The following is an 18,320-nucleotide window of genomic DNA, read 5'->3' on the forward strand; positions in this document are numbered from 1 at the left end:
AAGGCTCCGCTGTTCAATCGCTGCGACGAGTCGCCTGGGGGTCACCCAGCGGACGGTAGTCGGCGTCATCAAAAACGTAATTGGCGTTGCAGCCGCTCAACAAACACAGGACGAGCCCCAAGGCTTTCCAAGTACGAAGTGGCATCAGGTATCTCCAATAAAAGTAAGGCCGGCGGCGAAGCGTGGAAGCCGTACGTGCACCATTCAGCGCTCCCCTCGGACATCGCCGCCGGGGATGTTCAAGCGTGTAAGGCGGTAAAGCAGCGTACGGCGTGCGACCCCTAACTCACGTGCCGTACGGGTCCGGTTGCCACGGTTCTTGTGCAGGCAGTCGATCAGGAATACCCGTTCAACCCGCTCCAGGCGCTGGCGCAACGTCGCGCCGACGTCAGCGCAGGTCGGGCCGGGCAGCAGCGACAGATGTTCAGGCAGCACCACTGCGTCGTCACAGAGCAGTACCGCGCGCTCCACCAGACATTTGAGTTCGCGGACATTGCCGGGAAAAGCGTGGCACGACAGTTGATCCAAGGCCGCAGCAGACCATTCCACCGGCGCCAGCCCCAGTGCAGCACAGGCCGATTGCGCGAACTGTCGCGCCAACAGCAGCACATCACCGTCGCGTTCACGCAAGGCCGGTAATTCAATCGGGAACTGCGCCAGCCGGTAGTACAGGTCCTCGCGAAAACTGCCATCCGCCACCATTGCAGCGAGGTCACGATGGGTCGCGGCAATAATCCGCACATCGACCTTATGGGCCGCAGAGGCTCCCAACGGGCGAACCTCGCCTTCCTGCAACACCCGTAGCAGCTTGGCCTGGAGCGATAGCGGCATATCGCCGATTTCGTCGAGGAGCAACGTGCCGCCATCGGCGGCGTCAAATAGCCCAACGTGGTGACGTTCTGCGCCTGTAAAAGCGCCCTTGCGATAACCGAACAACTCACTCTCCAGCAGCCCCTCGGGAAAGGCCGCACAGTTCTGCACCACAAAGGCTTTGCTACTGCGCGGTCCGGAAGCATGGATGGCCCGTGCCACCACCTCCTTGCCGGTTCCGGTCTCCCCGCGCAGAAGCACCGTGCAGGGGGCATTCAGCACCTTGCCGATCAGGCGGTAGGTTTCGTCCATGGCCGCGCTGTTGCCGATCAACCCATACGTCCTGCGCGCCGCGGGTAGGCGAGGCCTGGCCTGGGCGCCGTTGTGCGCAGGACGCACGCGTCGCAACAGCGCCAGGTGACTCAAGGCGAAGCTTGCCAGCTGGCTTAATGACGGGCCGTAGTCCTGGAGCAATTTCGACTGCTGGCTGGCGCACAGCAATAGACCGGCAACAGCCTTGTGTCGACCGAACAGCGGCAGGCACACCAATGAGCGCCAGGGGGTAGCTGTGGCGGGTAAAAAACCGCTCTCATACACACTGTCGGCCAGGTTCTCCACGCTCAGGTTGCAGCGATGGCCGAGGACGTAATGCAACAGCTGCTGATGCTGAAAGTCCGCGCCGCAAGCAAGGTCGCCGAGGGGCAATGCACCCGGCAAATGCTGGGCAACCAAGTCAAGTCGACCAGTCGCCTCGTCACGCCAGTACAACTGGCCAAGTTCGCATTGACTCAGTTGCGCAGCCGCTGCAACACACAGGTCTGGCAACGTTGTCTCGTCACTCTCGATCCCTATTCGGGTGAACCAGCCCAACAACGTCTCCGCGTAGGCCAGGGGTTGGGGTAACTGGGCAAGCACGCCGTTCATCATTGGCTGAACTCGCAGATTGGCAGCCCGTCAGCATCCAGGCCGGCATGGGCTCGCGACAGTGGCTCACCCGTCGCCATCGCCGCCAGCAGTCGATCGACCATCTGCGGCAACAGGTGGATCTCGATCCATTGGTCGATGTACCGCGCTCCGCTGTCGCTATGGGCGCACCGCTCGGCCATATGCGTGACCAGTTCGGTCGTATAGCTCAATGCCAGCTTGCGCGACTGCAACCTTCGCCCAAGACGGTCCAGCTTGAGCCTTGCCAGGTCATGCAACACAGCGCCCACGACCGGGTAATAGGGCACGACCCGCATCCGGGCGAGCAGTGCGGGCTTGAAATAGTCACGCAGCAGGGGGCGAATTGCATCTTGCAGCACCTGAGTATCAGGCCGTCGGCCGCCTGCACATAAGTCGACGATGCAATCGCTGCCCAGGTTGGAAGTCATCAGGATCAGCGTATTGCGAAAGTCGATTTCCCGACCTTCGCCATCATTGACCAACCCCTTGTCGAAGATCTGATAGAACAGGTTCAACACCTCCGGGTCGGCCTTTTCGACTTCGTCGAGCAGCACCACCGAATAGGGGCGTTGGCGCACGGCTTCCGTCAGCACCCCGCCCTCGCCATACCCGATATAACCGGGGGGTGCGCCAATCAGCCGAGACAGGGCGTGTTTTTCCTGAAACTCCGACATGTTGAGGGTGGTGACAAAACGCTCGCCGCCATACAGCAAATCCCCCAGGGCCAAGGCCGTCTCGGTCTTGCCCACGCCACTCGGACCCACCAACAGAAACACCCCGACCGGCGCGTCGGCCTGGTTCAGCCCGGCAGCCACCGCGCGCAGATTGCGGTCAAGCGCCTGTATGGCAGGTTCCTGGCCGAGAATGCGTGACCGCAGCGCATCGGCAATCCCCAGCACCGACTCACTGTGCTCCAGGGACAGCTGTTCAACGGGAATCCCCGTCCAAGCGCTGATAACCTGCGCCACCAGGCGCGGGCACACACGCACCGGCTCCGCCAGTGCGCGCTGTTCAAGCCAGCGCTGCTCCCGATGTTGACGCTCGCTCTCGACAGCCGCCAATCGCAGGTTCAACGCTTGTGCAGCCGGCTCATCCACCGGCAGCCCAGCGTCCCTGTCTCGATTCAGCGCCTTGCGCTGCCGCGAGCCTTCAGCCTGCTCAGTGCACAGGCGCTCCAATGCTTCGGGCACCGTTACCTGGTTGATGCGCGCACGTGCGCAGGCGGTGTCCAGCACATCCACCGCCTTGTCTGGCAGTTGACGCCCTGCCAGGTACCGAGCGCTCATCTGCGCCGCCGCGACGACGGCATCGTCACGTATATGCACGCCATGGCTGGATTCGTAGGCCGGAACCAGCCCGCGCAGGATTGAAATCGCCTGTTCCACGCTGGGCTCGCCGACCAGTACAGGCTGGAAACGCCGCGCCAGGGCAGGGTCTTTTTCAAAGTACTTCTTGTATTCGGACCACGTGGTGGCAGCGAGGGTCCGCAACTCACCCCGGGCCAGGGCCGGTTTGAGCAGGTTCGCGGCATCCCCGGCACCGGCCTGGGCACCTGCGCCCACCAGGGTATGCGCCTCATCGATAAACAGAATCACCGGTGTCGGCGCGGCATTCACCTCGTCGATCACGCCCTTGAGACGTCGTTCGAATTCGCCCTTGATGCTGGCACCGGCTTGCAGCAAGCCCATGTCCAGGGTCAGCACGCGCACACCCTTGAGTGGTTCCGGCACCTGCGAGCTGGCGATGCGCAGGGCAAGGCCCTCGACAACCGCGGTCTTGCCCACCCCGGCCTCGCCGACAAGGATCGGATTGTTCTTGCGCCGCCGCATAAGGATGTCGATCAGCTGACGGATCTCACCCTCGCGACACAGCACCGGGTCGATGCGCCCTTCATGGGCCTGGCGTGTCAGATCATGGGTAAAACGCCCCAGCATCGATTCGCCGCTTGCTGCCGGGGTGATGCCAGGCCCCTGGCCCAGCAGAAACCCGTGTACACGCTGTGCATCCAAACGGCTCAACAACGCGTGATAGCCACTGCCTGCGTGCTGCAACGGGTGACGCAACAGCGCCAGTAACAGGGCTCCGTGGTCCACGACGCTCTGGCGCAACTCCAGATGAGCAACCATCAGCGCCTGTTGCAACCATTGCACGAGGGCCTGGGCGAACACCGGATTGCGCGTGGCACTTGCCTGCCCCTTGGGTTGCAGCGTTGCTTGCAGCGTCTGCACCTCGACCCCCGCGTCGGCCAAGGCTCGTATCAAAAGACCATCGGGACATTCCAGCTGGGCCAGTAGCAGGTCTTCCACCAAGACTTCAGTGCCACCCCGTGTCACGCAACGTTCGGCCGAGCGCTCCAAGTCTTGACGGACCGCAGGCGTCAATGTCCGGATCAGTTGTTGCAGGTCTACATTCATCATAATCATCAGTCCCTAGTGAGCATTGCTGGCCACGATGACCACACCGTCGGCGCACTCGTGTGCCAGCCAACTGGTCCAACCCAGCCTGCAGACATTGTGTTCACCCACGTGCAACGGCCTGATCGCGTCCTTGGCCAACACCAGGCGCAGGTCATACTCCAGCGGGTCTCGTGCAGTCAGCCGCACCAACGAACACAGCAGCGGATAGTCCGACCCTGTCGGCAAAAAACCATGAAAGCGCTGCCAATCCAGGTCCCGTACATGCACCCTGAACTTACCGCTGCGGTCAGCGACCTGGCTTCCCACTACGTGGTCGACGCCCAGCACGCTGTTGGCACAGCCAAGCTGGTTCAACTGCGGGGGAGCAATGACAACCGTGCGTTCCACCCATTGCTCGATAAACAAGCGCTCGTGCCTGAAGTAGTAACGCAGCACCGTCTCGATCACCGCCGCCGAATGCGCCCGCAGGCCAAGCAACCCCAGGTAGGGCAACAGTCGCTTGCAGTCCAACTGCGCCGCCGTGCGAATGCGCTGGCCCTTCAACCCAATCAACGCAAACATCTGCTCGGAAAAAGCATCACGCGCCTGCGCCTGGAAACACGCCTGGTAGCGGTATTTGCGCCAGATCGGCAGCATCAGCCGTTGCAGACGATGGTGAAACAGGTCCAGGAAGTCCCGGGTCGCCTGGCCACCCGTCCCGTCGGTAAACGCCTGCTCGCTGTAAAAGGCTGGCAAGGGTGAACCTGCGCCACAGAGCCCCAGGACGTTGAGGCGAAGACGCGCGCGCAATTGATCGTGTTCAACAAAAAACTCCACCCGGTCAATATCGTGACCGGGAAAACCAAGACCTGGATTGGCCTGAAACTCCAACCTGTCATAGAGCGCGTTGTCATCCAGTGACGGATGGGCATCGCGCAGGCGCTTGACCACCTGCAAAATCGCCTGGAACAGCGAGTATTCGCGGATGGCACGGCACAGTTCCTTCAAAGCAGGGGCTGCTGCCCCATCTGAGGTGGCCATAGGTACACATCTCCTTGTGTGCTGATGACACGTAGCTCGTGGTAGGCATTCAGGCTGGCGTAAAGCGCGAAAAACTCGTTGAGCACCGAGGCGAACACAAACGCTTCGCCCTGCCCCAGGAACCCTTGGGAATCAATGGTCAGGTCGACCCGCAACCCTCGAAGCGGCATTCCCCGGTGCAAGCGGTCGACGGCCGTATGGCTGATGGATCGCAAGGCCCCCAACCGCCTCTGGCTGATTTTTTTCGCTTGCAGATCGTGGTAACGCGGCACGTCATAGGTTTCGAGGACCACCTTCAAGGCGCTGATGTCGCTCAATGACAAATAGTTGAGCGACATGTTGCTGATCAGTCGCCAGAGAAAATCCTGGTCCAGGGGGGGTGCAAAACTCGCGGTCGGCGCGCAGATGTTGCGAAATGACAAGCCCTCCGGCGTCTGCTCACAGGGCTGATTGATCTCCCCTGCCTGCAATTGCCGAGGCAGGTTGTGATTGGTGCATGTCAGCTCGATTGACAGCGTTTCCTGGGTATGCCCTTGAGCGTTCCCGAACCCCAGCCAGGTATCGAGCCCGGCATGGTGCGCCGACGCGCGCTGACGAATGCTGTAGCTGGTGGGGGCTGCCGATGCATCGATAACGCCATCATGCTCGAAGGATTCAAACGGTACGTACGCCTGGTACCCCAACCCGCCAGGGCGCCAGCCCGTGACCTTGTCGACGGAAAATACACAGGCGTTTGCGCGCGTGTATTCCCCAGGAATCAGCAGGTATTCGTCCTGCTTGCCGTCCAGGCGAATCGGCACCGCATCATGTTTGAACAGGTTGACGATGGGCGTGCAGTACAACTTCACGTTGTCCAGCGTGGGGCACCCGGTTGCCTGGCACCGGGCGCGTAGCTTGAAGCACAGGTTGACGCTGCAGACCTGCTTGAGTACGTCCTGGGGGAGCCGCTGCAGCGCATCCAGGCCAACCACATCGACGAACAGGTACTTTTCAGGAAAGGCGAAGTACTCCTGCAGATGGCGGTACCCACGAAAGGTATTCTGCGGATAGGGCATCAGCGCATGCTCCTCGGCGAACCCCACCGGCCTTACCTGATCGCCACCCAGTCGCAACAGCAGGGGCTGGCCGTCAGCGCCGCTGACAGCCAGCCCATCGCAACCCAATGGCAGCAACTCGATACCCTCAACCTCACGCAACAGGCTCAGGTACAACGCTTGACTGATGTAGCGGTCGCCCGACAGATGCAGGCGCAATTGATCGAACGCGCATTCGCTGAAATTGCCGTCGCCCACCATGTCCAGGCGCAGGCTCAGCAACGCCTGTTCTCCCTGGACGCAGTACTCCAGCGCGCTCAGTTGCAGCGGCAAGATACGTGTGGCGTAACAGGTGCGAAAACGGCAGCGCTCGCCGTTGATCGCCGCACTTTCGACCGGCGTATCCCGTGCGACCATCACACCGGGTCCCGCATGCCTCAACGGATCAAACTGCAAGATGCTGAACGCCGGTACGGGCCGCATGTAGTTGGGCCACAGCAAATGCATCAAGGAATGAGTCAGCTCAGGCAACTCGTCATCCAGCTTCTGGCGCAGGCGACCAGTAAGAAAAGCAAAGCCTTCCAGCAATCGCTCCACATCCGGATCCTGGCCGGCCTCGCCTAAAAAGGGCGCGAGAGCAGGATTGCGCTCGGAAAAGCGCCGTCCGAGCTGACGCAACGCACTGAGTTCGCTCTGGTAATACTGGTTAAAGGACATCAGGCAAGACCTCAACCTTTCCAGCATCCTGCAGGCTCGCGGAGAACACCACAGGCTGCGTCACACCGTCGACACAGAGCGTGGCCTCAATGACAAACGCCAGCACCAGAGGATCGTGACCACAGGGCAGCGCCCTCACACGCGCATCCTTCAAGCGTGGCTCATAGGCCCGGATAAAGCGTTCGATCAACAAGCGCGACTGGCTCAATGACTCATGCAGACTCTGGTTCATGTCATTGAGATCTGGCATACCGTAATCCGCCAGCGTCTGCACGCTGCCAGCGCGGATGCTGAGCATCTTTCCCAAATGAGCTGCGACGGACGTCACGGCACATGATGACTTTGCGGCCGGACGTTCAAGTCGCTCAAAGAGGCTTTGGTTACGGGTCATCCTTAGGTCCCTGCTCATTCTTTATCGAGCTTGCCAACCAGGGACAGGGTGAAATCCGCCCCCATGTATTTGAAGTGCGGTCGTACACTCAGGTTGACGCGGTACCAGCCAGGCTCGCCCTCGACATCGCTGACAACGATACGCGCCGCCCGCAATGGCCGCCGCCCACGCACTTCGGCACTGGGGTTTTCCTGGTCTGCCACGTACTGGCGAATCCACTTGTTGAGCTCCAGCTCCAGGTCGGTACGTTCCTTCCAGGAACCCAATTGCTCCCGCTGCAGAACCTTGAGGTAATGGGCCAGGCGGTTGACCACCATCATGTAGGGCAACTGAGTACCCAGGCGGTAATTCAGCTCAGCTTCCTTGCCCTCGGCACTGATACCGAAATGCTTGGGTTTTTGCACCGAACTGGCGGAGAAAAACGCGGCATTGTCACTGCCCTTGCGCATCGTCAAGGCAATGAAACCCTCTTGCGCCAGTTCGTACTCACGACGGTCGGATACCAGTACTTCAGTGGGAATCTTGGTTTCGATTTCGCCCATGCTGTGGAAGTGATGCAAGGGCAAGTCTTCCACTGCACCGCCGCTTTGCGGACCGATGATGTTCGGGCACCAACGAAACCGCGCAAAACTGTCGGTCAATCGCGTGGCAAAGGCGTAGGCGGTATTACCCCATAGATAGTGCTCGTGGCTGTTCACCACGGTTTCACGGTAGGCGAAGGTCTTGACCGGACACTCAAGGGGATCGTAGGGCGTGCGCAGCAGGAATCGCGGCACGGTCAGCCCGATATAACGGGCATCTTCGCTCTGGCGAAAGCTTTGCCATTTGGCGAACTGCGGACCTTCGAAATGATCCCTGAGATCCTTCAAGTCAGGGAGATCGGTGAAGCTTTCCAAGCCGAAAAAAGTCGGGCCGGCGGCCGCGATAAATGGGGCATGGGCCATGCAGGCAACATTGGATGCGTATTGCATCAGCTTCACATCGGGGGCGCTGGGAGATAGAAAGAAGTCAGCGATGATTGCGCCCACAGGTTGACCACCGAACTGGCCGTATTCCGCACTGTAGACATGCTTATAGAGCCCTGACTGGGTCACCTCGGGCGAGTCTTCGAAGTCATCCAGCAGATCTTGCCGCGAGACATTCAGCAGTTCGATCTTGATGTTTTCTCGAAAATTGGTGCGCTCGACCAACAACTGCAGGCCTTTCCATGAGGATTCCAGGGCCTGGAAGCGCGGGTGGTGCAGAATCTCATCCATTTGCCGACTGAGCTTCTCGTCAATCTCGGCAATCATCCGGTCAACCAGGCGCTTCTTGACCGGTTCCCCGTTGTTCTGCGGTTTGATCAGCTCTTCGATAAATGCCGAGACGCCACGCTTGGCAATGCCGTAGGCCTCATCGTCCGCACTCAGCAGAGTCTGGGCGATGATGTTGTCGAGGATGCTGTGCTCGTCAGCGGTGTGAACAGGCATCGGAGTGCGTTGAGTCGTCATGGCGTCAGTGTCCTTTTACTGAAAAATGTCAGGCGGTGTGGCCGCTCAGGCCCAGCTCCGCCAATACGCGGGCACGGGATTCATCATCGGCCAGGGCCTGTTCGATGGCTTTGCGAAAGCTCGGCGTGTTGCCCAGCGGTCCCTTGAGCGCCATCAGCGCTTCACGCAGGGCCATCAGCTTGTGCAACTCGGGGATCTGCTCGACCAGATTCGCCGGGTTGAAATCCCTCATCGAATTGATTCGTACCTGGATGGCCAGTTCTTCGACATCGGCACACGCCTGGAGGCGATTGGGTACATTCAGCGTCAGGCTCAGCGCCTGTTTGGCCAGCACCTCGTCGAGGGTGTTCTGGTTGATGGCGATGGGCTTGCGATCTTCAAGCTTGCGCAGGTCCTCACGCTGGGTGAAGTCCCCGAGCACGAGGAGTTTCAACGGAAGCTCGACTTCTTCCTGTGCACCGCCGATGGCGGGTTTGAAGGTGATATTGATGCGTTCCTTGGGTGCTACCGAACCTTCTTTGGCCATGGTAAATCTCCTTTTCAAATGGCTCGTAAGCCTATTCAAGTACCGCTTCCAGATCGAAGAGGCACAGTCTGCGGTGGGTGTCTTCCTTGCGCTCGCGCACGGCATGGTTTTGTGGCATCAGGTCGCAGCAGCGGTGCAAGAGGTGTGTCACTTGAAACGCCAGTTCCGGCTCCCAGCGCTCCAGGCCCGAGCATTGCAGTTCGAGATCCAGCTGTTCGAGCTGGATCTTCGCCAGTTCATGCTTGCCTGCGTATGCACACAAGCGCGCCAGGGCCAAGCGCCAATAAAAGCGCACGCGATCGCTGCGAGCGGCGTGCAGGCCTTGATTGAGTTCATGTACTGCGGTTTTGAGCCCATCCTTGCGCAGCCGGGGCAGCACAGCCTGCAAGGCGATCTCCCAGGGCTCGGCATCGACCGCCACGCGGGGCGCCTCAGGGGCTTGCAGGTGACGGGAAACATGCAGTGCGATCCAGTCGCGAGTGCCGCTGTCGGCAAAAGGAGCGCCCCCTTGAAAGCGAAACCCCGGCAAGTCCGGCAAGCGTTGCAGCAACAGGGCGAAGTTCACTTCCAGCTCGGTCATGGCCAGCTTCGCCTGCTGGGCGTCCAGGCATTGCCAGAGCATGTGCAGCCCATCGAACCAGAACATCGCACCGCAGAGGCTGGCCTCAAGTTCAAGCAGCAGGTCGGCGTGATGGCCTTGGACAAAACGCTCCTGATGGCGCTTGAGCTTGTCGGGCGCAGGCCCGCACAACGCGGTGACACGCTCACTGTTGGCGTCCGGATAGCGGACGATGGCCAGCCAGGCCAGCGTTCGACTCAGCTGCAAGGCCCGAAGGTCGGTAGCGTCCTGGCGTAACCACCAGGTACACAACGGACGGGCCTGTTCCTGCAAGGCACGCAGCAATTTATGCGCGTCTTTTTCGTTGTTTACCGTCGGTTCGACTTTTAACGATGGAGGGGCAGCGGGTTGCACTTGCGCAACGACGGCGTTCACCGCGACGACCGGGGGATGGCCTTGCGCAGCAAGCTCCAACCGCTGGACCAATTGCCTGCGAATCGGCAGCAACAGCGGCGCATCGCCTCCCAAATGTGCAGTCCAGAGTTCATCAAGCCGCGCAAGGTGTTCAAGCATGGACTGGAATAAGGGTTGCTGGTCCTGAAGCGAAAGGTTTTGAACCAGCAGTGTCTCAAGGCGCAGAACCAACCAACCGAACGCCGCGCCACGGGTGCGCAGCTTTTCCGGGTACACCACCGACCAGTGGTGTTCACACAGATGGCGCAGCAACCCGAGGCCAGCCAGCAGACCGGCAAAGGATTCGCGTTGGTACAGCGCCCAGGTCAGCCAGACGGCCACGCGCAAATCCTTGGACTGCTCACGCAACAGACATTCGCTGATTTCCAGGAGCCTTTGCCAGTCCGGCTGGCCAGCACCATGAATGGACTGCACCTTTCCCAGCTCGAACTCCAGGCTTTCATATTCACTCGAGTAGCGCATATCGCTGCCCGCAAAATTCGTTTGCAAACAGGGTAACCGGGCAAGTTCAAGATAATAAGCGCAGAGCTTTTCTGAATAGACCATTTAGGACCGCACGCGACTAATCAAGGTACGAGCGACAAACTAAGTGCATTTAAATTTCGCACCAGAATGCCATCTAAACTCCGCTTGAATTGCCGCGAAGTTCGCAAACCTTAGCCACGCCAATAACATTCAGCAAGCAATAGCCCCACACTTAAGACATTTCCTACGACTGCCGTAAACCAAGGCATGTGCAGACTTTTGCGCAGCTGCGGAGTTATATTCCACCGAATTTCAGCGAACAACCAACTACTGAGCGGTGTATTACGAGCGAGCAACTAGATGCGCACTTATGCGCAAACATTTCCCGCAAAATAACCATCAACGCCACAACACCCGCTTAAATCCAACGCCTATATCCACATCACGCCAAGCCTGTATTGGTTCCCGCACTTTTCGGCACGCTTCTTGTAATAGCCATATTTCCAACCGGCACAATTACCGATTGGAACTACCTCATCAATCAGGCAAGGAAAACCGTCATGCCAACACCCGCATATCTTTCCATCACCGGCGTCAAACAGGGTTTGATTACGGCAGGCACATTTACCCAGGACTCGGTAGGCAACATTTATCAGGAAGGCCATGAAGACCAGATTCTGGTCCAGGCCTTTGCTCACCAGGTGATCATTCCCCGCGACCCGCAGTCCGGTCAGCCGACGGGCCAGAGGGTCCACAAGCCCTTGATGATCAGCAAGGTCTTCGATAAGTCGTCACCATTGCTGTTCAGTGCGTTGACCAGCGGTGAAGAGGTCACGTGCCGACTGGAGTGGTTCCGTACGTCATCGGCCGGCACCCAGGAGCACTATTTCACGATCGAACTGGAAGGAGCGACGCTCGTGGACATCCAGTCCCGCATGCCCAATTGCCAGGACCCGGACAATGCTCACTTCACCCACCTGGAGGACGTGTACTTCACCTATCGCAAGATCGTTTGGACCCACGAAGTATCCGGCACATCCGGATCGGATGACTGGCGCAGCCCGGTAGCCGGTTAAGTCGGATCTGCGCAGGGACGGTGCCAGGGATGGCACCTTCCCTGCCAGCCAACTACACCATCGCCAGGGGATGCTTGCGCTTGGGTGCGCCGAACACCCGATCGATGGCATCGAGGTCGTGCTCATCCAGCACCACCTTGGCGGCGGCCGCATTGAGCCGTACATGCTCCGGGGTGACCGCCTTGGGGATGGCGATCACACCGTCCTGGCGCAACACCCAGGCCAGGGCAACCTGGGCGGGCGTGACCTCGTGGCGGCGGGCAATCTGCTTGAGGGTCTGGCTGGACAGCAACTCGCCACCCTGGGCAATCGGGCAGTACGCCATCAGCGGCAAATGGTGCTGTTGCCACCAGGGCAACAGGTCGAATTCGATCCCGCGCTCTTCAATGTTGTACAGCACCTGATTGGTCGCGCAGGCCGCAGATGCGAGTTCCTGCAGGTCGGCCACGTCAAAATTGGACACGCCCCAGCGGCCGATCTTGCCGGCCTCACGCAGGCGCTCGAAGGCTTCGACGGTTTCTTCAAGCGGGTACTGGCCACGCCAATGCAGCAGATACAGATCGATGTAGTCCGTGCCCAGGCGCTGGAGGCTGGCTTCACAGGCACGGGGTACGCCCTTGTGGCTGGCGTTGTGCGGGTAGACCTTGCTCACCAGGAACACCTGTTCACGCCTGCCGCGAATGGCTTCGCCGACGACCGTTTCGGCGCCACCCTCGCCATACATCTCGGCGGTATCGATCAGGGTCATGCCCTCATCGATCCCCAATTGCAATGCCGCGACTTCGGCGCGGTGCTGGTCTGGGTCTTCGCCCATGCGCCAGGTGCCCTGGCCGATGACAGGGACGGGAACGCCAGCCAGATCAATGGTGCGCATGACAACCTCCTGATGAATTCGCGGATTAACAGTGTGGCATTGGCCGGACAAAAGGGTTCAATCGAAGTATGGTTGCCCTTTGCCAAGTCGCCAGGAAGGACCTGCAATGCTGTTTGTCGTGATGCTCGGGGGCAAGCACCCACGGGCAAAAATTGAAGTTCACGATGTGGTGTTCGCCGTGGCGGACACATTGGAAGCCACCTACCCGCAATTGCGCGAGGGCTGGTTTGGCAGCCCCAAGGGTGTGCATATTGATTCGTGGATGGCGGTGGATGGCGTCGACGGCTGGAAGGTCGAGCTCAGCCAACTGGCCCCCGCTGCCGACGCCCACCACCTGTACTTCATCAACCTTGGCGGCTATGAAACCAACAGCTTTGGCGAAGCCCACCACTACCTGCTGGTGGTCGCCCGCAACAAACAGGAGGCGACCAGCAAGGGCAAGCAACAGATGCTGCGCCACTGGTCCCAGGCCCACACCGACGGCGTACTGGACATCGACGACTGCCTGCCCATCGACCTGGTGGACGGCCGCTACCTGCACCTGGTGCAAGGTGACCATCGGCCGATCGTTCAGCAGAACGACTACATCGTCTTGAATTGATGGGGACTTATTCGACCTGCTTAAGATGATTCCGGCAATGTCACACGTAACACTGCTGTTGCTCTGGCCCTGGCCCTGGCCCTGGCTCTGGCTCTGGCTCTGGCTCTGGCTTTTGATCTTGATCCTAGGCGCCCCGTCAAACACGCTGGCCGAACGCAGGCTTGAATCCGTGGGTAACCCGGCAGGACGCCGGGTTAGCCACGGATTCAAGCCTGCGTTCGGGCACACCGAGCCTAGGCGAGGTGCCGAGTGTTGGGGCAAGAGCCCTTTTGGTGGACTTTTAGGGCTCTTTTCCAAAAGTGACCCGCCGTAAGGGCGGAACCCTAAGTGGCCGTTACCGCAGCAATGGATATGTACTCGGTCTGATCTAACATCCTGGTCGGCTATCAGGCCGCCATCGGGAGCAAGTCGAATCGTCGCACCGCCCCTCCCACATTTGATCTCTATGCATCACGCCAATACCCAAGCCCATTGCCCCAACCTGAACCCCAGCGGAACTTTGCCAGGAAATAACCGCCTGAATCCGGTACGCTCACCGTTTTTACTCAAGGAGTTAATCCCCATGGCCAAAGCCACCGCCCGTCACATCCTCGTTGCCACTGAAGACAAGTGCAACGAACTCAAGGCCCAAATCGAAGGCGGCGCCGATTTCGCAGAAGTCGCCAAAGCCAACTCCAGCTGCCCATCCAGCCGCCAGGGCGGTGACTTGGGTTCTTTCGGTCCCGGCCAGATGGTTAAAGAATTCGACACCGTCGTCTTCAGCGCCCCGGTCAACACCGTGCAAGGCCCGGTAAAAACCCAGTTCGGCTACCACCTGCTGGAAGTCACCAGCCGCCAGGACTGATCCAGTCCGCGCTGCTGCTTGAAACAACGGCCCGCCTCTTGGTGGGCCGTTGTGCATGTGACGACTGGCGACGCTGATGCCGTTAGCGTACAAATCCTTATTCCTCTTCACCCGGCGTTCAAGGCTGACAATGCGATTGGCTTTTTCCAGACTGCTCAGTACCTCCCTGGCCTTGCTGCTGGCCAGCAGCGCCGTGATCGCGGCGCCCCAACCGTCCATGACCGTCTACGGCGAGCCGGCCAAGTACCCCGCCGGCTTCAACCATTTCGACTACGCTAACCCCAACGCCCCCAAGGGTGGCAGCCTGCGGCGCTCGGCGCTGGAGATCGGGCGTTTCGACCATGTGCTGCCGTATATCGACAAAGGCATCGGCGTCTCCCAGGTCGACGGCTGGCTGTATGCGCCCCTGGCCCTGCGCTCCCTGGACGAGCCCTATACGGTGTATGGCCTGGTTGCCGAGAAGATGGAGCGCGCGGACGACGGCCTGTCCCTGCGTTTCTTCCTCAACCCCAAGGCGCGTTTTGCCGACGGCAAGCCGATCACCGCCGAGGATGTGCGCTACAGCTACAACCTGCTGATGACCCAAGGCAGCCTGCGCTTTCGTACGCTGTTCGCCGACGTCAAGCACGTCGAAGTCGAGGGCCCGCGCCAGGTACGTTTTGATTTTTCCAGCAACGAAAACCGCACCCTGCCCCTGGATGTCGCCACCCTGCCGGTGTTCCCCGAGCACTGGTGGAAAACCCGCGACTTCGCCAACGGCGGCGGCTACGAGGCCCCACTGGGCAGCGGCCCGTACAAGGTCAGCAAGATCGATTCGGGCAGCACCATCACCTTTACCCGCGACCCCGACTGGTGGGGCAAGGACTTGCCCGTCAGCCGCGGCCTGTACAACTTCGATCACCTGAGCCTGGAGTACTTCGGCGACACCGAGGTGGCCCGCCAGGTACTGCGTGGTGGCGCCTACGACTTCAACCGTGAGTTTTCCGCTACCGGCTATTCCATCGGCTACAACGGCCCGGCCCTGGACGATGGCCGCCTGCAACGCGCGCACTTGGCCAAGGACATGCCGCAACCGGCCCAGGGTTATGTGTTCAACGTGCAAAAACCAATGTTCAAGGACCGTCGCGTGCGCCAGGCCCTGGCGATGCTGTGGGACTTCGAATGGGCCAACCGGCAGATGATGCGCAACCTGTACATCCGCCAGCAAAGCTACTTTTCCAATAGCCCATTGGCCGCCACCCAACTGCCCACCCCGCAAGAACTGGCGATTCTCGAACCCTTGCGCGGGCAGATTCCCGACGAGGTGTTCACCCAGGTGTTCAAGGCGCCGGTCACCGACGGCAGCGGCATGATCCGCGACAAGCAACTGCAAGCCCTGGCCCTGCTGGAAGACGCCGGCTGGAAGCCGGACGGCGACAAACTGGTCAACGCCGAGGGCGAGCCGCTGGAGTTCACCTTCCTCAATGCCCAGAACGGGCTGGAGCGCCTGTTGTTGCCGTACAAACGCAACCTGGCGCAGATCGGCATCACCCTGAATATCCGCCGCATCGACTCTTCGCAATACGTCAACCGCTTGATGGCCCGCGACTACGACATGATCGTGACGGGCTTCCCGGTCACCACCTCGCCCGGCATGGAGCTGTACAACTACTTCGGCTCCGCCGCCGCGTTCGATCCGGGCGCCAACAACTACATGGTGCTCAAGGACCCGGCCGTCGACAGCCTGATCAAGGGCCTGGTCAAGGCCGACACCCAGGCGCAGATGCTGACCTATGCCCATGCCCTGGACCGGGTGCTGCAATGGAATTACCTGTGGATCCCCAATTACTACCCGCCCGGCACATCCGCCGCCTGGTGGAACCGCTTCGGCCGTCCGGCCATCGAGGCCAGGAATGACGAAGCCCTGGAAACCTGGTGGGAAATCAGCCCTACCCCGCTGACGAATGAACAAATGAATGCCGAACTGAAAAAACGCGCAGGAGCTCGCTGATGTTTGCCTATATCGTGCGACGCCTGCTGCTGATCATCCCGACGCTGGTGATCATCCTGCTGGTGAATTTCGTGATCGTCCAGGCCGCACCCGGAGGGCCGGTGGAGCAAGCCATCGCCCACTTGCAGGGTATCGGTGGCGGCGCGGTCGGCGGCTCATCCGGCGACGGTGTCAGCAGCGGCTCCCGCGCCAGCCGTGGCCTGGACCCGAAACTGATCAAGGACATCGAAAAACAATACGGCTTCGACAAGCCCGCACCGGAACGCCTGTGGCTGATGCTCAAGAGCTACGCCCAGCTGGATTTCGGCAACAGCTTCTTTCGTGGCGCCACGGTGATCGACCTGATCCTGGAAAAGATGCCGGTCACCATTTCCCTCGGCCTCTGGGCCACGCTGATCACCTACCTGGTGTCGATCCCCCTGGGCATTCGCAAGGCGGTGCGCCATGGCAGCAGTTTTGATGTATGGAGCAGCACCGCCATCGTGATTGGCTACGCGATGCCGGCGTTCCTGTTCGCAATGTTCCTGATCGTGGTGTTCGCCGGTGGCACCTCATTGAACTGGTTCCCGGTGCGCGGGCTGGTCTCGGAAAACTTCGCCGAGCTGAGCACCGTGGGCAAGATCGCCGACTACTTCTGGCACCTGGTGCTGCCGGTCAGCGCACTGGTGATCGGCGGGTTCGCCACCCTGACCATCCTGACCAAAAACTCGTTCCTCAATGAAATCACGCGCCAGTACGTCGTGACCGCCCGCGCCAAGGGTTTGAGCGAACGACGGGTGCTGTACGGCCATGTGTTTCGCAACGCCATGCTGCTGGTGATCTCGGGGATTCCCCAGGCGTTCATCAGCGTGTTCTTTGCCGGTTCGCTGTTGATCGAGGTGATATTTTCCCTCGATGGCCTCGGCCGCATGAGCTACGAAGCCGCCGTGTCCCGGGATTACCCGGTGGTGTTTGGCTCGCTGTTTATCTTTACCTTGTTTGGCCTGTTGATAAAACTAATCGGCGACCTTTGCTACACCCTGGTGGACCCGCGTATCGACTTCGCCGCGAGGAACGCCTGATGCTTAACCTGTCTCCCGTGGCCCGTCGGCGTTTCGAACGCTTCAAGAAAAACCGTCGCGGCTGGTGGTCGCTGTGGCTGTTTATCGGCCTCTTTATCCTGACCCTGGGCGGCGAGTTGATCGCCAACGACAAACCCCTGGTGCTCAGCTACAAGAACGAGCTGTATTTCCCGGCGTTCAAGCGCTACACCGAGCGGCAGTTCGGCGGGCAACTGCCGTTCCAGGCCGATTACCGCAGTGACTACGTGCAAAAGCTGATCAAGCAGGACGGCGGCTGGATGCTGTTCCCGCCGATCCCGTTCAGCGACGACACGCCCAACTACGAATTGACCCGCCCGGCCCCCAGCCCGCCCTCGACGGTGAACTGGCTGGGCACCGATGACCAGTCGCGGGATGTGCTGGCGCGGGTGATCTTCGGTGCGCGGGTGTCGATCCTGTTTGCCTTGGCACTCACCGCGATCAGCGCCGCCATCGGCATCGCCGCCGGGGCCTTGCAAGGCTATTACGGTGGCTGGGTGGATCTGCTCGGCCAACGCATCCTCGAGGTGTGGTCCGGGCTGCCGGTGCTGTACCTGCTGATTATCCTGTCGGGGTTTGTCGAGCCGAACTTCTGGTGGCTGCTGGGCATCATGGCGCTGTTTTCCTGGCTGGCCCTGGTGGATGTGGTGCGCGCCGAGTTCCTGCGCGGGCGCAACCTGGAGTACGTCAAGGCCGCACGGGCGCTGGGCCTGGGTGACGGCAAGATCATTCGTCGGCATATCCTGCCCAATGCGATGACCGCCACCTTGAGCTACCTGCCGTTCATTCTGACCGGTGCGATTTCCACCCTGAGCGCCCTGGATTTCCTCGGTTTCGGCATGCCGGCCGGCAGTGCGTCACTGGGCGAGTTGATTGCCCAGGGCAAGCAGAACCTGCAAGCGCCGTGGCTGGGCTTGACGGCGTTTTTCACCTTGGCGCTGATCCTGTCACTGCTGGTCTTTATCGGCGAGGCATTACGTGATGCCTTCGACCCACGTTCATGAGTGA

16 protein-coding genes are annotated in these 18,320 nt (G+C 60.3%); 6 read left to right on the top strand and 10 right to left on the bottom strand.

Going from position 1 to position 18,320, the window contains the following annotated elements; translation table 11 throughout:
- Positions 1-13: 13 nt before the first annotated feature.
- Genes AB1462_RS07180 through tssA form a run of 9 tightly spaced genes read right to left on the bottom strand, consistent with a single transcriptional unit; the run spans position 14 to position 10,929 of the window.
- Positions 14-145 carry a type VI secretion protein gene (locus tag AB1462_RS07180; protein ID WP_081797692.1) on the bottom strand — a complete coding sequence of 44 codons (132 nt, stop codon included), beginning with the start codon at positions 143-145 and terminating at the stop codon, positions 14-16.
- A 59-nt stretch (positions 146-204) separates the two neighbouring features.
- The gene (locus AB1462_RS07185) at positions 205-1,737 is read right to left on the bottom strand and encodes a sigma-54 interaction domain-containing protein (protein WP_367246461.1); all 1,533 of its coding nucleotides are present in this window, start codon (positions 1,735-1,737) and stop codon (positions 205-207) included.
- A complete protein-coding gene (locus tag AB1462_RS07190; RefSeq protein WP_367246462.1) occupies positions 1,734-4,172 on the bottom strand; it encodes an AAA family ATPase in 2,439 nt (812 codons plus the stop codon). The genes AB1462_RS07185 and AB1462_RS07190 overlap by 4 nt, the downstream gene beginning before the upstream one ends.
- A 12-nt stretch (positions 4,173-4,184) precedes the next feature.
- The gene (gene tssG, locus AB1462_RS07195) at positions 4,185-5,192 is read right to left on the bottom strand and encodes a type VI secretion system baseplate subunit TssG (protein WP_367246463.1); all 1,008 of its coding nucleotides are present in this window, start codon (positions 5,190-5,192) and stop codon (positions 4,185-4,187) included.
- A complete protein-coding gene (gene tssF, locus AB1462_RS07200) occupies positions 5,156-6,943 on the bottom strand; it encodes a type VI secretion system baseplate subunit TssF (protein ID WP_367246464.1) in 1,788 nt (595 codons plus the stop codon). Before tssF ends, tssG begins: the two co-directional genes overlap by 37 nt.
- Complete coding sequence (tssE, locus tag AB1462_RS07205) at positions 6,933-7,334, bottom strand: type VI secretion system baseplate subunit TssE (protein WP_315338471.1); 402 nt, start codon at positions 7,332-7,334, stop codon at positions 6,933-6,935. The genes tssF and tssE overlap by 11 nt, the downstream gene beginning before the upstream one ends.
- Positions 7,335-7,348: 14 nt before the next feature.
- Positions 7,349-8,824, bottom strand: coding sequence for a type VI secretion system contractile sheath large subunit (tssC, locus tag AB1462_RS07210; protein WP_367246465.1), 1,476 nt, complete (start codon positions 8,822-8,824; stop codon positions 7,349-7,351).
- Positions 8,825-8,852: 28 nt separating this feature from the next.
- Entirely contained in the window at positions 8,853-9,350 is a 498-nt protein-coding gene (gene tssB / locus AB1462_RS07215) for a type VI secretion system contractile sheath small subunit (RefSeq protein ID WP_090403385.1), read from the bottom strand.
- A gap of 31 nt (positions 9,351-9,381) precedes the next feature.
- On the bottom strand, positions 9,382-10,929 hold the full coding sequence (gene tssA / locus AB1462_RS07220; protein ID WP_315338475.1) for a type VI secretion system protein TssA: 1,548 nt from the start codon (positions 10,927-10,929) through the stop codon (positions 9,382-9,384).
- 479 nt (positions 10,930-11,408) lie between these two features.
- Here tssA and AB1462_RS07225 point away from each other — a divergent pair, with 479 nt between their 5' ends.
- Positions 11,409-11,924 carry an Hcp family type VI secretion system effector gene (locus AB1462_RS07225; RefSeq protein ID WP_090403381.1) on the top strand — a complete coding sequence of 172 codons (516 nt, stop codon included), beginning with the start codon at positions 11,409-11,411 and terminating at the stop codon, positions 11,922-11,924.
- Between the two features lie 52 nt (positions 11,925-11,976).
- Here the strand turns inward: AB1462_RS07225 and AB1462_RS07230 are convergent, their stop codons facing one another.
- Positions 11,977-12,798: an aldo/keto reductase gene (locus AB1462_RS07230; protein ID WP_090403379.1), complete on the bottom strand. Its 822-nt coding sequence runs from the start codon at positions 12,796-12,798 to the stop codon at positions 11,977-11,979.
- A gap of 106 nt (positions 12,799-12,904) precedes the next feature.
- Between AB1462_RS07230 and AB1462_RS07235 the strand changes: the two genes are divergently transcribed.
- The 5 genes from AB1462_RS07235 (at position 12,905) to AB1462_RS07255 (ending at position 18,316) form a co-directional block, all read left to right on the top strand.
- On the top strand, positions 12,905-13,399 hold the full coding sequence (locus AB1462_RS07235) for a DUF1543 domain-containing protein (RefSeq protein ID WP_090403377.1): 495 nt from the start codon (positions 12,905-12,907) through the stop codon (positions 13,397-13,399).
- Positions 13,400-13,961: 562 nt separating this feature from the next.
- Positions 13,962-14,243: a peptidylprolyl isomerase gene (locus AB1462_RS07240; protein WP_003208024.1), complete on the top strand. Its 282-nt coding sequence runs from the start codon at positions 13,962-13,964 to the stop codon at positions 14,241-14,243.
- 130 nt (positions 14,244-14,373) lie between these two features.
- A complete protein-coding gene (locus AB1462_RS07245; protein WP_090403373.1) occupies positions 14,374-16,233 on the top strand; it encodes an extracellular solute-binding protein in 1,860 nt (619 codons plus the stop codon).
- On the top strand, positions 16,233-17,294 hold the full coding sequence (locus tag AB1462_RS07250; protein ID WP_027608619.1) for a microcin C ABC transporter permease YejB: 1,062 nt from the start codon (positions 16,233-16,235) through the stop codon (positions 17,292-17,294). The genes AB1462_RS07245 and AB1462_RS07250 overlap by 1 nt, the downstream gene beginning before the upstream one ends.
- Positions 17,294-18,316 (top strand): ABC transporter permease, encoded by a 1,023-nt coding sequence (locus AB1462_RS07255; RefSeq protein WP_259193107.1) that lies wholly within the window; start codon positions 17,294-17,296, stop codon positions 18,314-18,316. Before AB1462_RS07250 ends, AB1462_RS07255 begins: the two co-directional genes overlap by 1 nt.
- The last annotated feature ends 4 nt before the right edge of the window (positions 18,317-18,320 follow it).

The sequence above is a fragment of the Pseudomonas sp. SB113 genome (genome assembly GCF_040754745.1).
Lineage (GTDB): Bacteria > Pseudomonadota > Gammaproteobacteria > Pseudomonadales > Pseudomonadaceae > Aquipseudomonas > Aquipseudomonas grimontii.

Coding starts and splice junctions, on each gene's coding strand:
- tssG (WP_367246463.1), bottom strand. CDS start 5,192: ATGGCCACCTCAGATGGGGCAGCAGCCCCTGCTTTGAAGGAACTGTGC.
- AB1462_RS07225 (WP_090403381.1), top strand. CDS start 11,409: ATGCCAACACCCGCATATCTTTCCATCACCGGCGTCAAACAGGGTTTG.
- tssF (WP_367246464.1), bottom strand. CDS start 6,943: ATGTCCTTTAACCAGTATTACCAGAGCGAACTCAGTGCGTTGCGTCAG.
- AB1462_RS07250 (WP_027608619.1), top strand. CDS start 16,233: ATGTTTGCCTATATCGTGCGACGCCTGCTGCTGATCATCCCGACGCTG.
- tssB (WP_090403385.1), bottom strand. CDS start 9,350: ATGGCCAAAGAAGGTTCGGTAGCACCCAAGGAACGCATCAATATCACC.
- tssA (WP_315338475.1), bottom strand. CDS start 10,929: ATGGTCTATTCAGAAAAGCTCTGCGCTTATTATCTTGAACTTGCCCGG.
- AB1462_RS07180 (WP_081797692.1), bottom strand. CDS start 145: ATGCCACTTCGTACTTGGAAAGCCTTGGGGCTCGTCCTGTGTTTGTTG.
- tssC (WP_367246465.1), bottom strand. CDS start 8,824: ATGACGACTCAACGCACTCCGATGCCTGTTCACACCGCTGACGAGCAC.
- AB1462_RS07185 (WP_367246461.1), bottom strand. CDS start 1,737: ATGATGAACGGCGTGCTTGCCCAGTTACCCCAACCCCTGGCCTACGCG.
- tssE (WP_315338471.1), bottom strand. CDS start 7,334: ATGACCCGTAACCAAAGCCTCTTTGAGCGACTTGAACGTCCGGCCGCA.
- AB1462_RS07245 (WP_090403373.1), top strand. CDS start 14,374: ATGCGATTGGCTTTTTCCAGACTGCTCAGTACCTCCCTGGCCTTGCTG.
- AB1462_RS07240 (WP_003208024.1), top strand. CDS start 13,962: ATGGCCAAAGCCACCGCCCGTCACATCCTCGTTGCCACTGAAGACAAG.
- AB1462_RS07235 (WP_090403377.1), top strand. CDS start 12,905: ATGCTGTTTGTCGTGATGCTCGGGGGCAAGCACCCACGGGCAAAAATT.
- AB1462_RS07190 (WP_367246462.1), bottom strand. CDS start 4,172: ATGATGAATGTAGACCTGCAACAACTGATCCGGACATTGACGCCTGCG.
- AB1462_RS07255 (WP_259193107.1), top strand. CDS start 17,294: ATGCTTAACCTGTCTCCCGTGGCCCGTCGGCGTTTCGAACGCTTCAAG.
- AB1462_RS07230 (WP_090403379.1), bottom strand. CDS start 12,798: ATGCGCACCATTGATCTGGCTGGCGTTCCCGTCCCTGTCATCGGCCAG.